This is a genomic window from Gilliamella sp. wkB195, from assembly GCF_001690445.1.
Classification (GTDB): Bacteria; Pseudomonadota; Gammaproteobacteria; order Enterobacterales; family Orbaceae; genus Gilliamella; species Gilliamella apicola_E.
Window position 1 is genome coordinate 15399 of sequence record NZ_LZGP01000004.1, and the last position, 17080, is coordinate 32478.

Annotated in this window: 12 protein-coding genes; 5 read left to right on the forward strand and 7 right to left on the reverse strand. The window is 33.3% G+C overall.

From position 1 onward, the window contains the following. Positions 1 to 11: 11 nt before the first annotated feature. The 4 genes from mrdB to miaB form a co-directional block, all read right to left on the reverse strand. Entirely contained in the window at positions 12 to 1121 is a 1110-nt protein-coding gene (mrdB, locus tag A9G08_RS00880; RefSeq protein WP_065561879.1) for a peptidoglycan glycosyltransferase MrdB, read from the reverse strand. Then, positions 1121 to 3058: a penicillin-binding protein 2 gene (gene mrdA / locus A9G08_RS00885; protein ID WP_065561880.1), complete on the reverse strand. Its 1938-nt coding sequence runs from the start codon at positions 3056 to 3058 to the stop codon at positions 1121 to 1123. The genes mrdB and mrdA overlap by 1 nt, the downstream gene beginning before the upstream one ends. A 29-nt stretch (positions 3059 to 3087) precedes the next feature. Next, positions 3088 to 4089, reverse strand: coding sequence for a PhoH family protein (locus A9G08_RS00890; RefSeq protein WP_065561881.1), 1002 nt, complete (start codon positions 4087 to 4089; stop codon positions 3088 to 3090). Positions 4090 to 4180: 91 nt separating this feature from the next. Beyond that, complete coding sequence (gene miaB / locus A9G08_RS00895; RefSeq protein ID WP_065561882.1) at positions 4181 to 5608, reverse strand: tRNA (N6-isopentenyl adenosine(37)-C2)-methylthiotransferase MiaB; 1428 nt, start codon at positions 5606 to 5608, stop codon at positions 4181 to 4183. Between the two features lie 266 nt (positions 5609 to 5874). Between miaB and A9G08_RS00900 the strand changes: the two genes are divergently transcribed. Continuing rightward, entirely contained in the window at positions 5875 to 7107 is a 1233-nt protein-coding gene (locus A9G08_RS00900) for an N-acetylmuramoyl-L-alanine amidase (protein WP_065561883.1), read from the forward strand. Between the two features lie 29 nt (positions 7108 to 7136). On the opposite strand, the gene rsmG is transcribed toward A9G08_RS00900, so the two are convergent. Both rsmG and mnmG read right to left on the reverse strand, forming a co-directional pair. Beyond that, positions 7137 to 7736, reverse strand: coding sequence for a 16S rRNA (guanine(527)-N(7))-methyltransferase RsmG (gene rsmG, locus A9G08_RS00905; RefSeq protein ID WP_065561884.1), 600 nt, complete (start codon positions 7734 to 7736; stop codon positions 7137 to 7139). Beyond that, entirely contained in the window at positions 7714 to 9606 is a 1893-nt protein-coding gene (gene mnmG / locus A9G08_RS00910) for a tRNA uridine-5-carboxymethylaminomethyl(34) synthesis enzyme MnmG (RefSeq protein WP_065561885.1), read from the reverse strand. The genes rsmG and mnmG overlap by 23 nt, the downstream gene beginning before the upstream one ends. A gap of 980 nt (positions 9607 to 10586) precedes the next feature. On the opposite strand from mnmG, the gene hda reads away from it, so the two are divergent. Then, positions 10587 to 11270 carry a DnaA inactivator Hda gene (hda, locus tag A9G08_RS00915; protein ID WP_065561886.1) on the forward strand — a complete coding sequence of 228 codons (684 nt, stop codon included), beginning with the start codon at positions 10587 to 10589 and terminating at the stop codon, positions 11268 to 11270. 1 nt (position 11271) lies between these two features. Then, the gene (locus tag A9G08_RS00920; RefSeq protein WP_065561887.1) at positions 11272 to 12051 is read left to right on the forward strand and encodes a Cof-type HAD-IIB family hydrolase; all 780 of its coding nucleotides are present in this window, start codon (positions 11272 to 11274) and stop codon (positions 12049 to 12051) included. Between the two features lie 63 nt (positions 12052 to 12114). Here the strand turns inward: A9G08_RS00920 and A9G08_RS00925 are convergent, their stop codons facing one another. Next, the gene (locus A9G08_RS00925) at positions 12115 to 13620 is read right to left on the reverse strand and encodes an MFS transporter (protein WP_065561888.1); all 1506 of its coding nucleotides are present in this window, start codon (positions 13618 to 13620) and stop codon (positions 12115 to 12117) included. A 294-nt stretch (positions 13621 to 13914) separates the two neighbouring features. Here A9G08_RS00925 and A9G08_RS00930 point away from each other — a divergent pair, with 294 nt between their 5' ends. Both A9G08_RS00930 and A9G08_RS00935 read left to right on the forward strand, forming a co-directional pair. After that, positions 13915 to 15477, forward strand: coding sequence for an oligogalacturonate-specific porin KdgM family protein (locus tag A9G08_RS00930; RefSeq protein ID WP_065561889.1), 1563 nt, complete (start codon positions 13915 to 13917; stop codon positions 15475 to 15477). A gap of 39 nt (positions 15478 to 15516) precedes the next feature. After that, on the forward strand, positions 15517 to 17079 hold the full coding sequence (locus A9G08_RS00935) for an SGNH/GDSL hydrolase family protein (protein WP_065561890.1): 1563 nt from the start codon (positions 15517 to 15519) through the stop codon (positions 17077 to 17079). The last annotated feature ends 1 nt before the right edge of the window (position 17080 follow it).

Sequence of the window (17080 nt, forward strand, 5' to 3'; positions counted from 1 at the left end):
TAAAAATTCCGTTAAATATTTTTAGATAACATATATCGATGAGTGTGAATAGACATCATAATGCCAAAACTTGCCATTAAAACGACTAATGATGAGCCACCATAACTTATTAGTGGTAATGGTACACCAACTACTGGCAATATTCCACTGACCATACCGATATTAATAAATACATAGACAAAAAAGACCAAAATTAAACCACCAGAAAGGATTCGGCCAAAAGTCGTTTGTGCTTGAGAAGCAATAATCAAACCTCTAATTATTAAGCATAAGAATAAGACTAGCAAAATAATCGAGCCAATAAAACCAAACTCTTCTGCGATGACTGAAAAAATGAAATCAGTATGGCGTTCAGGTAAAAATTCTAACTGTGACTGGGTACCTTCTAGCCAGCCTTTGCCCCATATTCCACCTGATCCAATTGCTGTTTTAGATTGAAGAATATGATAGCCAGTACCATTAGGGTCACGTTCAGGATTAATTAGCGTTAATACTCGTTCACGTTGATAATCGTGCATTAAGTAGAACCACATAATCGGTACAAAGATAGCCAACAATATCAAAGCAACAAGAATAAATCGCCAATTAATACCAGCCAAAAAGATAATAAAAATACCAGACATGACAATTAAAATAGCAGTTCCCAAATCGGGTTGCATTGCCACCAATAGTGTTGGCACACCGATAATAGCTAATGTTTGTAAGGTCGTTTTTAGTGGTGGAGGGCAACCATCACGATGAATAAATTTAGCTACCATTAAAGGAACAGCAATTTTAGCAATTTCTGAGGGTTGAAAACGAATAACTCCTAAGTCTAACCAGCGTTGAGCGCCTTTACTGGTGTAGCCAAAAATATCAACCAATAGTAATATAAAAATACAGGCAATATAAAGATAAGGTGCCCACTGTTCATAACTTCTTGGTGAAAACTGTGCAAAGACAATCATCACAAAAAAACCAAGTAATATTTGGATCACTCTTTTTTGCATCATATCTATATCTTGGCCGCTAGCACTCCATAGAATATAAAGGCTATAACCAAGTAGTAAAGAGATAAATAAGCAAAAAAGCGGATCGATATGTATCTTTTGCCAAAAAGATTTCTTAATATTATTCATCATTAATCTTCATGTCCTGTATTAGGTGATTCATCGTTTAATTCCGTTGAGTTATCACCTTCAAGATAATAATCTAGTATCTTACGTGCGACTGCACCACCGTTGGAGCTTCCTCCTCCACCATTTTCCAGAACAATCGCTAAGGCTATTTTCGGTTTATCGTAAGGTGCGTAAGCAATAAATAAAGCATGATCGCGTAAATGTTCAGGTATTCTATGTGCGTTATAGGTTTCGTTTTCTTTTAAACCATAAACTTGAGCAGTACCTGATTTACCCGCGGCTTGATATTTAGCGCCTGCATAAACTTTACGCGCGGTGCCTCGAGCACCAAACATTACTCGGTGCATACCTTCTTTTGCTAATGCCCAATAGGTTGGATTAACATCAACAAGACTGTTTTTTTCAATATATTTTGATGGTTCAATCAACGGTTGATTTTGATTGGTATTGATAATGTCGCTCTTTTTATATAATAAAAAGTGTGGTGTATAGGTTTTACCATTATTAATTAGTGTAGTTAATGCTTTAGCCATTTGCATTGGCGTTGCTGTCCAATAACCTTGACCTATACCGACAGGAATAGTGTCTCCTTGTAACCAAGATTTTTTATGGCGTTTTAATTTCCATTCACGGCTTGGCATGACAGCTCGTGTCTCTTCACTAGGCGAAATATCAATGCCTGTTCGCTGGCCATAACCAAACTTAGTCATCCATAAATTTAAGCGATCTATCCCCATATCATATGCAACTTGGTAAAAATAGGTATCTACTGATTCTTCTATCGCTCGTAATACATCGACATGACCATGTCCCCATTTTAACCAGTCTCGATAACGTCTTTCAGTACCCGGTAATTGCCACCAACCAGGATCGTTAACCACACTTTTTGGTGAAACAACGCCTTCACTTAATGCTGCTATCGAAATAAATGGTTTAACAGTTGAAGCTGGGGGATAAGCACCGAGCAAGGCACGGTTAAATAGTGGTTTACTTGGATCATTAAGTAACTCACTATATTTCTTACTTGAAATACCACCTACAAAGTCGTTGGAATCATAACTTGGGCTTGATACCATTGCTAATATTTCACCATTATTTGGATTAATAGCAACAACCGATGCTTTACGGCCAGCAAGCAGTGATTCAATATAGAGTTGTAATTTGAGATTAATGGATAAATAGATATCTTCACCCGCTTGTGGTGGATGTTGTTCAAGTAAGCGAACAATACGACCTCGGCTATTGACTTCAACCTTTTCGTTACCCGCCGTGCCATGTAAAACATCTTCGTAATATCGTTCAATCCCCATTTTTCCAATATTAAAGGTAGCCACGTAATTGCTAGCTTTATTTTCTTCTTCTAGACGTTGCTTATCTTGACTGTTTATTTTAGATATATAACCAAGAATATGGGTAAGTGAAGCACCGTATGGATAATATCGATGTTGAATTTTTACAATCGATACAAAAGGAAATCGATGCTGATCAACAATAAACCGAGCAATTTGTTTTTCGGTTAAGTTTTCTTTAAGTGGTACAGGTCGATGAGATCGATAATTTCGTCGCTCCTTTTGGAAATTTTCAATATCTTCATCAGTTAAATCAACAATCTTTTTTAATTGTTCAAATTGCTCATTAAGGTTTTTAGTTTTGTCAGGAACAATATTAAGTTGATAGGTAATATTATTTATCGCTAATGGCGTGCCATTACGATCATAAATCATACCGCGACTTGGAGGAATAGGGATAATTTCAATACGATTATTGTTCGATTTGGTGCTGTAATAACTAAAATTCGATATTTGCAAATCAGCTAAATTGGCTAATAATACAAAAATTAGTAGTATAATTACGACAAATGCAAACAGTGCTCTACGCAAAAATAAGTTTGTTTCTGCGGAGTGATCGCGAATATAGCCTTTTTTTGTTTTACCTGAAATAGAGATAATCTAACTCCTCTAAATTCTGTTTATAGATGTTCTTTTTGTTCCCATTTTTCATAAGCATTAACAATTCTAGCTACCACAGGATGGCGAACTACATCTTCACTCTTGAAAAAATTAAAACTAATATCTTCAACTTCATTTAATACTTCTATTGCGTGACGTAACCCAGATTTTTGATGACGAGGTAAATCTATTTGGGTTATATCTCCCGTTATTACCGCTTTAGAATTAAAACCAATGCGCGTTAAAAACATTTTCATTTGTTCTATTGTTGTGTTTTGGCTTTCATCAAGAATAATAAATGCATCATTGAGTGTACGCCCACGCATATAAGCTAACGGTGCAACTTCAATCACACTTTTTTCAATTAGTTTTTCGACTTTTTCAAAACCAAGCATTTCAAATAAAGCATCGTAAAGCGGACGCAAATAAGGATCGACTTTTTGGCTTAAATCACCTGGTAAAAAACCCAATTTTTCACCGGCTTCAACTGCAGGGCGTGTTAATACAATTCGTCTAACTTGTTGTTTTTCAAGTGCATCAACTGCGGCAGCTACAGCTAAATAGGTTTTACCTGTACCAGCAGGACCGATACCAAAAGAGATGTCATAATCTAATACATGAGCAATATATTGTGCTTGATTAGGCGTGCGGGGTTTTATTACTCCTCGCTTGGTCTTTATCATCACTTGTTTGCTACCATGCAGATCAACATAACTAGGTGCGTGTTCATTAGCTTTTTCTAACGCACCTGATTCTTTAATAGCTAAATGTATCTGCTCTGGTTCTATATCGACAATACTGTCTTTTACTTTAGTTTGTTTATACAGCGATTGTAAAATCTCAGTTGCCGCTTTTGCACAAATTATATCGCCAGTAATAGCAAATTGATTACCCCGATGGTTTATTTCTAATCCTAATCGTCGTTCAAGTTGTTTGATATTGTCATCATAAGGACCACAAAGACTATTAAGCCGCTGATTATCTGCTGGTTCAAGCATTGTTTCATATGTCGTAATATTCAAAGATATGTCCCCAAATCGTTTATTTTAAACACGTTCTTTTGAGCCAAAATTTATCAACATGTTATATATTATTATTTCAATCATTATTTAATTATGGTTGATAGATAGCCACACCTAAATCGTTTTCTTTACGGGTACGAGAGATGACCGATATTGGTGATTCGCTCACACGTAAATTCATCTGATTCTCTGTTCTTACTACTTTACCACGCAATGAGTTAGGATAAACATCGGTAATTTCAACATCAACAAATTTACCAATCATATCCGGACTACCTTCAAAATTAACAATACGATTATTTTCTGTTCGTCCAGTTAATTCCATAAGATCCTTTTTAGAAGGGCCTTCAACTAAAATACGTTGCACAGTATTTAACATGCGACGACTAAATTGCATTGCTTGTTGATTGATTCGTTCTTGGAGAATATAGAGCCTTTGTTTTTTCTCTTCTTCAGAAACGTTATCTTCCATTTCAGCAGCAGGTGTACCTGGTCGTGCTGAATAGACAAAGCTATAACTTAAATCAAAATTAACATCAGCAATGAGTTTCATGGTTTGTTCAAAATCTTCTTGGGTTTCACCAGGGAATCCAACAATAAAGTCTGAACTAATTTGAATGTCAGGACGAACTTTGCGTAATTTGCGAATGATTGATTTATATTCAATTGCTGTATGAGTGCGTTTCATTAAATTTAACACTCGGTCAGAACCACTTTGTACCGGCAAATGTAAAAAGTTAACCAGTTCTGGCGTATCACGATATACATCGATGATATCATCAGTAAATTCAATTGGATGGCTAGTTGTAAAGCGAATGCGATCAATACCATCAATAGCAGCAACTAAGCGTAGTAGTTCAGCGAAAGAACAAATATCACCATCGAAAGTTGGCCCTCGATAAGCATTTACATTTTGACCCAGTAAATTAACTTCGCGTACACCTTGTTCAGCAAGTTGAGCTATTTCATAAATTACATCATCACAAGGTCGGCTCACCTCTTCACCACGAGTGTAAGGTACCACACAATAAGTACAGTATTTATTACATCCTTCCATAATTGAAACAAAAGCTGCTGGACCTTCACTGCGAGGTTCGGGTAAACGGTCAAATTTTTCAATTTCAGGAAAACTAACATCAACCACATGATGACCATTACCACTACGAATTTGTTCAATCATCTCGGGTAAACGATGAAAAGTTTGTGGTCCAAAAATAATATCAACAAAAGGAGCACGCTTACGGATATGTGCACCTTCTTGTGATGCTACGCAACCACCTACACCAATGATGATATCAGGGTTATGTTGTTTTAAATTTTTCCAACGGCCTAGTTGATGAAAGACTTTTTCTTGGGCTTTTTCTCGAATAGAGCAAGTATTTAATAGTAAAATATCTGCTTCTTCGGCATTTTCTGTTAAAGTTAAACCATGGGTGGATTCAAGGAGATCTGCCATTTTTGTTGAATCATATTCATTCATTTGGCAACCCCAAGTTTTGATATGTAATTTTTTGCTCATCAATAACTCAGCTATATTTAATTGTTAAAATGAAAACGGGTTTAAATCCGTGATTTTAGCGTGCCATATTGTAATCCTTTGTGATTGTAGGGTCTATAATTAATATAAAAAACTATATTTATATGCTTTATTTAGAAAATAATGTCTAATTAGTAATTAATCTATCGAAAAAACAACTGATTATGATAATCATTCTTTTTAATATCGTTTTATTTTATGCTATTATTCTTGGCCTATTAATATTACTAATATAAAAGTGTCTAGGTATGTCGAAAACTTTTAGTCCAACAAAGCGCTTTTTGATCAAAGGCATTATTGCTACTTGCCTATTATCTGTTACACGAGTTGGCTTTGCTGCGGCAATGGCTCAAGTTGTTGCTGTGCGCGTTTGGCCTTCATCAACCTATACACGAATAACGTTAGAATCAAACGTTAAGCTTAATTATAAAAGCGCACAATTATATAACCCTGATCGTATGGTGATTGATATTGATAATCTCAATTTAAATCCAATATTAAAAACCGTTTCGACAAAAGTTTTAAGCCGTGATCCTTTTATTAAATCTATACGTGCATTACAGTTAGATCCTAAAACTGTACGTATTATGATCGAATTAAAACAGGGTATTGATCCTAATACATTTACATTACCACCGATTGCTGAATTTAAACATCGATTAGTCGTTGATCTTTATCCGTCTAAACCGACTACAGCTAATGATGATCCTTTACTTGCTCTTTTAGAAGAGTATCAAAAAGGGGATCTAAATAAAAAACAAGCGCAAATAAAATCGCCAACGAATAAAAATAAAAACTCGCCTGTTATTGTTATGCTCGATCCTGGTCATGGTGGTGAGGATCCTGGTGCGATTGGCTACAAAAGAACACGAGAAAAAGACATTGTTTTGCAAATTGCCAGACGAACATATAGTTTGCTAAAAAAAGAACCAAATATAAAAGTTTATATGACTCGTAATGAAGATGTTTTTATTCCATTAAAAGTTCGAGTAGCGAAAGCGAGATCTTTACATGCGGATCTATTTGTCTCTATCCATGCTGATGCTTTTGCGAGTCGATCTGTTAGAGGGTCATCTGTATTTGCTTTATCAACACGTGGAGCTAGTAGTTCTGCTGCAAGTTATTTAGCCCAAACTCAAAATGATGCAGACCAAATAGGTGGTGTTAGCCGAAGTGGTGATAAATATTTAGATAACACTATTTTAGATTTAGTGCAAAAAACAACCCTTTCTAATGGTGTATTATTAGGAAGTGCTATTTTAAATCGAATGAAAAATGTGAATAAATTACATAAACCATCGATAGAAAAAGCGGGTTTTGCAGTGTTAAAAGCACCAGATATTCCATCAGTTTTAGTTGAAACAGCCTTTATTAGTAATATAGCTGAAGAGCAAAAACTTAAAACAGCAGCCTTCCAAAATCAAGTTTCTAAAGCCATAGTTGATGGTATTAAGGATTATTTGAAAAGACGTAAGAATTGATCTAAAAAGTGATTAGATCAATTTATTTTTTATTCAATGATCATTAATCGTCTTTCAGCATTCAATTCAGGTATGGTAAGTTTTATATCTTGTTTAAGCGTAAATCCTTCAGGGATCGGATCAAGATCACTGCCTTTTAACGCATAAAATAATCCTTGTTCATTAGGAAGATGTTTACACCAGGTTAACATATCTTGTAAAGAAGCAAATGCTCGACTTATTACCCCATCGAATTTTTTTTGATTATATTCTTCAATACGGCTTTGAATTGGTTGAATATTTGGTAGCTTTAATTCAAATTGAACTTGTTTTAAAAAACGGATCCTTTTACCTAAACTGTCAACGAGATCAAATTGTTTGTCTGGATTGATGATTGCTAAAGGAATCCCTGGTAATCCAGGGCCTGTACCTACATCAATAAACGTGCTACCAACTAAATAAGGTGAAACAACTAAGCTATCCATAATATGTTTTATTAACATTTCATTAGGATCACGCACCGCTGTTAGGTTGTAAGCTTTATTCCATTTATTAAGCATTTCAACGTAATTGATCAGTTGATCAATTTGCTGACAATTGATTGAAAGATCCGTTTGATCAATAAGATTAATGAGTTTCTTTTTTAACATAGTTCTTCTTTTTTAAATAAACTAATAACATTGAAATTGCAGCTGGTGTAATACCTGAAATACGTGAAGCTTGACCAATTGAAACCGGCTTATGTTGTTTTAATTTAGCAACAACTTCGTTAGATAATCCTGATATTTCAGCATAATCTATATGCTCAGGTATGAGAGTTTCCTCATTTCGTTTTTGTCTTTCTATTTCTTCAATTTGTAATTTTATATAGCCGTCATACTTAACTTGAATTTCAACTTGTTCTGCTGCTTGATCATCACTTAGCCCTGGTGCAAATAGAGACAGGGATTGTAGAGTTTTGTAGCTCATTTCAGGGCGTTTAAGCAACTCTTCTCCATTGGCTTCTTTGGTAAGGTTAGCGCTTAATACCGCATTAACTTCATCAATTGTTTCAATGTGAGGATGAACCCAAATGTCACGAAGACGTGCTCTTTCTTGTTCAATAGCTTCAAATTTTTCGTTAAAACGTTGCCAACGGTAATCATCAACCATTCCAAGTTGTCGTCCAATTTCTGTTAAACGAATATCTGCATTATCTTCACGTAACATTAAGCGATATTCAGCTCGTGAAGTAAACATACGATAAGGTTCATTAGTACCTAAAGTACAAAGATCATCAACCAAAACCCCTAAATAAGCTTGATCACGCGTTGGATACCATTGATCTTGATCATAAACAAAACGAGCTGCATTTAATCCTGCCAGCATACCTTGAGCAGCAGCTTCTTCATAACCTGTAGTACCATTGATCTGTCCTGCTAAAAACAAGCCTTTGATCACTTTACTTTCAAGAGTTGGTTTGAGATCACGAGGATCAAAGTAATCATATTCAATCGCATAACCTGGTCTGACTATATTGGCATTTTCCAGTCCTTTCATACTGCGAACAAATGCTAATTGTGTATCAAACGGTAAGCTTGTAGATATCCCATTTGGATAAATTTCATTACTGTCTAAACCTTCTGGTTCTAAATAGATCTGATGTGAATTACGATCAGCAAAGCGCATTATTTTATCTTCGATTGATGGACAATATCGTGGACCTACACCTTCAATAACACCTGTATACATAGGGCTACGATCTAAGCTGTTTCGAATAATATCATGTGTGGTTTCATTAGTACTTGTTATATAACAAGGAATCTGTCTAGGATGCTGTTTAGCATCACCTAAAAATGAAAATACAGGCACAGGATCATCACCGTATTGTGTACCTAATTTAGAAAAATCTATGGTTCTAGCATCGATACGAGGTGGCGTTCCTGTTTTTAAACGACCCATTCTAAATGGGTATTGATGTAACGATTTGGAAAGACCTATCGAAGCAGGATCACCAGTTCTACCGCCACTATAATTATCAAGTCCTATATGGATCTTGCCATCTAAGAAAGTGCCAGTAGTTAATACAACAGATCTTGCTTTAAATGAAACACCCATTTGTGTAACCACGCCTGTGATCTGATCGTTTTCAATGATCACGTCTTCAACTGATTGTTGAAATAACATTAAGTTTTCTTGGTTTTCAAGTGTTGTTCGTATTACTTTACGATATAAAGATCGATCCGCTTGAGCTCGTGTTGCTCTTACAGCAGGACCTTTGCTGCTGTTTAAGATCCTAAATTGGATCCCAGAAAGATCAATAGCATGTGCCATTAATCCACCCATTGCATCAATTTCTTTTACTAAATGTCCCTTACCAATACCACCAATAGCAGGGTTGCATGACATTTGTCCTAACGTATTGATATTATGGGTTAAAAGTAATGTTTTTCGGCCCATTCTTGCTGATGCCATTGCTGCTTCTGTTCCGGCATGGCCACCACCAACGACGATGACATCAAAAAGATCTGGATAAAACATATAAAGCCTCGTTTTTTATTTTACAGATAGATGATCATTATTTTGATCAGGTGATTTGGTTTTATTTAGCGTAAGGAATTTTACTCATCTTTTTTATTACGTCAAATGATCTATTTTGATCATCATTTAAATTAAATAAGATCTTTTTGTGATCTTTTTTATTTTTACTATTATTAGTTTGGATCATTTTTGTTGATAACTCTTTTTTATGATTATTTTATAGGATCTTAATGATCGTCTAATGCTGTTAATTGATCGGATCTTTTTTTAGTTAATCCTGTTTATAACTCTTATTTTTATCCACAACCTTTTTTGCTTTTAAGGTTATTAATATGATTATAACAGCTTATATAGTGGGTTTATCACAGAGTTATCCACAAAAAATAAATTTGTTTGCTTAAATTTTATCTTTTATTGTCTATAATTTAATCTTAATTATTTAGATCATTCTGGTTAAAAAAGTTATACATCTTAAATATTATGATCAATAAAAGGTAATTATGAGTTTTAATGATCATTATAAAGTTCGAAATATGATCTTTGATCATACTTAGCGACATTAATATTATTAATTTAAATTTTAAAAATACCTGAAAAAGAGATTTTTCTAAAAGATATTGGTGTTTTTGGTAGAAAGCTAATGTAACTAATGTTTAAAAGTGGGATTATAGGTATTTGTTTCTTTTAATTCGGAAGTTCTGTGAGGTGGCAGTACCATCATCACTTAAAATAATAGTACTTATTAAAAGCTATTTAGGAAAAGGTTAAAATGTTTTTTTAAGTATTAGATAATAATAAAATGGATTAATTTCTATATCTAAATGAATTTTTAATTAGGTTATTATTTAGTTTTTTAGGATTGATATATTAATTTTTGATAGTTACTTTCGTTAACTTATTTGTTTGCTGTAAAAGTGATTGATTTTTGTAAAAGCAAATTTATACTTAGTAAGATTATATTTTTATTGTGAGGTTATTTTATTACTCTTTCACAGTTGCCTTTACCTTTTATATTACCTAATAACGAAACATTTGATAGTTTTTATGTAGGTAATAATCAATTATTGTTTGAATCTTTGCAAACCTTACTTGATAAGGAAGGCTTCAACGTCTTTTATATATGGTCAGCAAGTGCCGCTGGTCGTACTCATCTATTACATGCTTCATGTCAAAATAAGTTAGCAAGCTATATTCCTTTAAAACAGCATGTTCTACTTGTACCTGAGATTTTACAAGGTTTAGATAATTATGATTTGGTTTGTTTAGATGATATTGATGCGATAGCAGGTCATCGTGATTGGGAAGAAGCAATATTTGATCTTTTTAATCGTTTAACCGAAAAAAACGTTAGTAAATTATTGATAACTGCCAGTGCTCCTCCAAAACAAGTTCCTTTTATACTACCTGATTTGGTATCAAGGTTAACGTGGGGGCAAGTTTATCAGTTAAAAGAGTTAAGTGATGAGGATAAACTAAAAGCTTTACAACTTAGGGCTAAGCTAAGTGGATTTGAGCTATCAACGGAAGTTGGATTATTTTTGTTAAAACGTGTTAATCGCGATATGCGAACTTTATTTTCTTTAATGGAAGAGTTTGAAGTAGCTACGTTAGCTCAACAACGCAAATTAACCATTCCTTTTATTAAACATATTTTGGATTTATGAAATGAAAAAGAAACCTGAAGCTATTGTTTTTTTCGATTTAGATGGAACCTTATTTAATAAAGATATAGATGTGTTACCTAGTTCTTATGATGCAATTAGAAAACTAAAACAAAATAATATTGTACCAATAATTGCAACTGGTAGAACACCACCTGAAGCGGTTGATTTGATGAGGGATACTGGTATAGATTCAATTATTGGTATGAATGGCCAAGTAGTTATTTATGAAAAAGAAGTTGTTTTCACAAATAATATTGATAAAAACCTCATTACTCGATTATATGAATATTCAAGAGAAAAGATGAATATTCCATTATCTTTCTATAGCTATAAGACTATGCGAGTGAGTGAAAACAGTCTTCCTGCTCAAAAATTCTATACTTCTTTAAAACAACAAGTACCTCCTGTTGATGATCAAATTTACTTAAAAGAACCGATTCAAATGTTATTACTGCTTTGTGAACAAGGCGAATCACCTTATAGAGAAGTTTTTCCTGAATTGACGTTTATCCGTAATACACATTATTGTGTTGATGTTTTTAATCATGGCGGTTCTAAAGGTAATGGCATTAAAGAATTATTAAAAACTAAAGGTTTTAATGACGTACCTACTTATGCATTTGGTGATGGTATGAATGATTTTGAAATGTTCCTAACCGTTGACCATCCTGTAGCAATGAGCAATGCGGTTGATCAGCTAAAAGAAAAAGCTGAATATGTCACTGATACCAATAATAATGATGGCATAGCGAAAGCATTGAAAAAGTTTGGATTAATTTAATATAAAAAAAATCATCTAATTGTTTAGATTAGATGATTTTAAGTTTAATTATATTACTTTTGTTTAGTGGTGTTGTTTAAAGCCTACATTATTGTTACCAAAACAGTTGTCATACTCAAAGCCTGTTAACTCTTTAACTAAACTTCTTATTTCTGGTGTTGCATCTTGTTTTTTGCCACCATTTTTTAATCTATCAAGTTCTTGAATAATAAGTGCATGAGTCGATTTATCTAATTTCATACGATATGTGAAGAAGATACCTAATAGTGCCATTCCACACACACCGAAGATTAATACTAAGTTAATTGCAGTAACGGCACTCTCTGGTTGAACAGCATCTACGCCAGACACAAAACCAGAATATTTCAATACAATACCTAAGACAAAGACGATAGTTGCACGCATTAATTTACCGGCCATGGTCATAGCACCAGCATAAATACCTTCGCGACGTCTTCCTGTTAGTACTTCATCGATATCTGCTAAGAATGTGTATACACTCCAAGGAATATAATAAACACCACCCGTTCCTAACCCAAACCAAATAGTAATACCAATTACAATCCATGTAACATGAGGCATATTAAAGTAGTAGACACCGATATAGCCGATTACCGAAGATATTACTATCAATATTGCAATAACAAATGGTCTTTTGAATCCACGTTTTACACACCAAGCCATGAAAAAGGCAGTTGAGATTAATTGGCAAATACTACTTAAACTGTTCATTTGTGAAACGAAGGTTTTGGGTTGGCCTAAGTTAAATACCACAAAATAAGTAAATGTTGCTGCAAATAACCATTCAGCACCAAAGCCAAATAGATACATACCTAAATGGTTTCTAAAAGTTTTTAAACGGAAAGTTGAAAAAACATCTGAAAATAATTTAACAATACTTTCCCAAAGGCCAGAAGTTGTTTCATCTTCAATTTCATCAACTGATTTTTCCCAGCTATTAAAATAAAGCAAAATTAGTGCTATCGCCATAATAGATGCATAAGTAATACCTGTTAATAAGAATGGTAGTGGAGAGTCTTTACCATCAAATAGATAGAAAAATACACCAGGAATAGCTGCAGCTAAGAAGTTTGCTACTTTACCAAACATCGCTTTGGAACCTGCTAGGTAAGTTCTTTGATCGAAGTTTTTAGTCATCTCTACCGGTAAAGTATTATATGGAATCATAATCATGGTATAGATGAATTCAAATAAAATATAAGTAGTTAAGTAGTACCAGAAATTCATCCCATCTACCCAAAGTAATGGGTAAATAATCATACATGGAATAGCAAATAGGATGAAGAATCGACGGCGACCAAATCGACGTCCAAGTTTAGTATGGTTAAAGTTATCAGTAATAAAACCCATTAGTGGATTTAAAATTACATCTAAATAGGTAGCTATAGAAAAAATTAACGTAGCTTGAAATGCCGAAAGTCCACAAAATGTTGTATAAAAGTATAGTAACCAAGCGGCACTAATTGCTAGAGCACCACTTCCTATCAAATTACCACTACCATACGAAAATCGAGTGAGTGTGGTTATTTTTTTCTGATTATCAGCCATAAATCTATTTCCTTTAATAATTATGAAATACTGTTTTAAAATTATTATTTAAATAATACTAAATTTATACAAATTAATTTTAATTTTTTTTTAGAAATGTGACGTTGGTAACAAATTATTTTGATTTTTAAGGTATATATATTAATATTATTTTAAATAAAAATTAAATATATCATGTAGTTATTGTTTTTTTTGAATTGTTTTCTGAAACTGTGATCTTATTAACAGAAAAAATTAATAAAAAATATAAAACAGTATTTCAAAAAATAAATTTAAAAATTTAGGAAAACAATAATGAGTCAATTTAAATTAAAAAAAATACCGCTTTTAATGTTTCTGTCTACCTTTCCTATTTATTCTTTTGCTGGTCAAACAACTTTTCAATATGAACATAACTGGAAATCTATGGATAGGATTCATGGGGATACAATTAAGTTAATCCATAAAACCGACGATAATTGGCAATATGAATTTAAATTTGGTGTTACTGAAGGTGGCGGGAACAAACGTGATGTTTTATATGATGATATGCAAGGTGGATCGGGTGGTGTTGTTATTCAAAAAACATTTACGTTTGATGATGGCTGGGGATCGATTATTCCATCATTAGAATTAGGTTTCAGCAAAGATTCAACTCTTTATCAACCAGGATTGAAATATAGTTATAAAATTAATAGTGATTGGTCAACAAGTTTTCGATATCGCTATGAATGGAAAAAAATATCTCACGCTGAACGTTATAAAAGAGCAAAAATAGCTGGCAAACAAGTTAAATATGTTGCTAGTAGTAATACAGGAAGGAATCGTTTAGATTGGGCATTAATGTATTCTGGTATAAAAGCATTTAACTTTGCCTATACCTTTAACTATTATTTTGGTGATTATACTAACAATTCTTATAAAGCATTGAGGAACGGTTTTTCTAAAAATGAATATAAAGCTTATAACAATAAAAAAACTGATTATGAGCAAGAATTTAAAATTACCTATAATTATTCAAAATTGTTCCGTCCTTATTTTTCCATTTCTGATGTATCGAAAAATAAAACCACTAATACTCGACAAGCTAAGTTTAAAGTTGGTTTCAATTACGCATTCGGTCAATCAAATAGCAAAGATTCTAATTTCGCTTATAAAACCTATTTCAAATATGCGCATCATTATGGTTTAACTTCACATTACCATGGTGATAGTTTTGGTCTATATACTGATTTTGATAAAAAAGGCTATGTTGGTCTAAGTGTAAATACCTATAACCAATTAAAAAATAGATTATTCTTTGATGATATTGTTTCTAGCCATTATCAAATTTATGGAGGTTACAATTTTTATTTAGCTGATAATTGGGTACTAACACCAAATATGGATGTTAGATTCTATTCAGGTGGTGGTTATAAAGCTAAAAGTAAAGAAAACTTACCCCATTATCAGTTAGGTGATGTAAGTGATTCACAACGTCCAGGTGTTCGTTATTCTCCCGCTTTAAAATTGACTTGGTTACAAAGTGATGATCTATCTTTTTATGGCCAATATCGATTTGAATATCGCAAAGTTTCAAGAAGTAAACGCGAAGATAGTGTTCAAGGTTATGTCGATAATCGAGCGCGCAATCGTTTTGATATAGGTACTGATATTAATCTAACTCCTGATTGGAACATTGGCTATCGCTTCTCATACTTAAAAGGGAACTATGTATTACACAATGATAAAAAGCATGATTATCAACAAGAACTGGATATAAATTGGCAAGCAACCAAAGTTTGGCAAGTTAACTTTGCTGCAGAAGATGTGGCAAAAAGTGTTCATTCTGACGCAAGGGAAGCTAAGTTAGCACTAGGATTATCTTATTTATTTTAATTAATAGAAAAAGTGTTAAAAACAGTTAGTGGAGAAAAGATGATAAAGAAAATTTTTTTCGGATTTTTATTGGTTGTCACTTCAATCAATCAAGTATTGGCAAGTACTGTAATACAAGGTTATGTTTATGTTAATAAACCAGTTGTTTCATCGGTGATAGTCCGTGATGTGAATAATAAAATTTTAAAAACTGCGACTAATAGCGATGGGTTTTATCAACAAGATGTTTCTGAAATGACTCCACCACTAATTGTTTTTAGTAATGAAAACTCACTTGCCCGAAAAGCGGATGAAGGGCAAATGTGTAACGGTAATTGTTTGGTTTCATACGTTCATACCTTACAAAAAGATGAAAAAAATACTGTTAATATTAATCCATTAACTGATTTTTTAACTAGTGAACTAGCTAAACAAATCAATCTTTTAGGCCCAGAACAATTTACTGATAATCAATTATCTTTTTCAATAGATGATGCTGCATTAAGCCATGCTTATAAAAATTATCATTTGCTGTTTGATAAAGCATTACACCAAGTAGGTATTAGTGCTAATTTATTTGATCCACTTACTACTGCAAATTCAGATATTAACAAGCTACTTAATGTAATGTACTTTAATCGTGGATACGATTCTTCTACTGGTAAAGTAAGTGGTACTGTATTGTTTGATATGCGTTTAAGACCCATTAGCCAAGATTCACCTTTTGATTATGATCAAGCAGTTAAGCAAAAAGAAAGAAATATAAATGCTAAGCAACGTATTTTTATTTTAGGTGATTCGACTGCGTCCAACTATGATAAAAAAGTTTATCCAAGAATGGGATGGGGCCAAGTTTTTGATCAGTTTATTGATGATAAGGCTGATACGGTTGTCATCAATGGCGCACAGTCAGGCCGTTCAAGCCGTAGTTTCAAAACTGAAGGATGGTTCGATTTACTGATCCCTTTAATGAAAAAAGGCGATTATATGATCATCGCTTTTGGACATAATGATGAAAAATGTAACGGTAACAATCCGAAACGAGGTAAAGTGGATGTTGCTAATTTATGCACTTATCCTAATGATGATAATAACCAAAAACAGTATCCATCAACGCAAGAAAATATGTCATTCCAATCCTCTTTAGAAGGTTATCTCTCTGTGGCAAAAGCGTTGGATATGACGCCAATTTTAATGACACCAGTCACCCGTTATAAAGATAAGAATAATAACATTGCTTATCAAAATCAAAGTACTAATCCTGTTAGTCATATGCATTATACCGCCAATAAACCAGGTTTTGCTTATTGGGGAGATTATTCGAATACGATTAAACATACGGCTAAAGTTAATCAGGTTGCTTTAATTGATTTGGAGTCCTTTAGTATTGATTTTGCGAACCAACACAAAGATGACTGGCAGTCTTACTGGTTAGCTGTGGATCCTAATGATCCTAAATATCCTTATTATAAAAATCAAACTTCTGGCGTGATTAACAATCCTGATGCTACGCATTTTCAAGAAAAAGGCGCATTAGCTATCGCCAAAATTATTGCTAATGCCATAAACAACGATCCTTGGTTACAGCAAGGAATCACTTTCGATCAAACTCAGATTAACTAAT

Excerpts from the sequence above, each read along its gene's own strand:
- mrdB (WP_065561879.1), bottom strand. The coding sequence starts at position 1,121 with ATGATGAATAATATTAAGAAATCTTTTTGGCAAAAGATACATATCGAT.
- miaB (WP_065561882.1), bottom strand. The coding sequence starts at position 5,608 with ATGAGCAAAAAATTACATATCAAAACTTGGGGTTGCCAAATGAATGAA.
- A9G08_RS00900 (WP_065561883.1), top strand. The coding sequence starts at position 5,875 with ATGTCGAAAACTTTTAGTCCAACAAAGCGCTTTTTGATCAAAGGCATT.
- rsmG (WP_065561884.1), bottom strand. The coding sequence starts at position 7,736 with ATGTTAAAAAAGAAACTCATTAATCTTATTGATCAAACGGATCTTTCA.
- mnmG (WP_065561885.1), bottom strand. The coding sequence starts at position 9,606 with ATGTTTTATCCAGATCTTTTTGATGTCATCGTCGTTGGTGGTGGCCAT.
- A9G08_RS00920 (WP_065561887.1), top strand. The coding sequence starts at position 11,272 with ATGAAAAAGAAACCTGAAGCTATTGTTTTTTTCGATTTAGATGGAACC.
- A9G08_RS00925 (WP_065561888.1), bottom strand. The coding sequence starts at position 13,620 with ATGGCTGATAATCAGAAAAAAATAACCACACTCACTCGATTTTCGTAT.
- A9G08_RS00930 (WP_065561889.1), top strand. The coding sequence starts at position 13,915 with ATGAGTCAATTTAAATTAAAAAAAATACCGCTTTTAATGTTTCTGTCT.
- A9G08_RS00935 (WP_065561890.1), top strand. The coding sequence starts at position 15,517 with ATGATAAAGAAAATTTTTTTCGGATTTTTATTGGTTGTCACTTCAATC.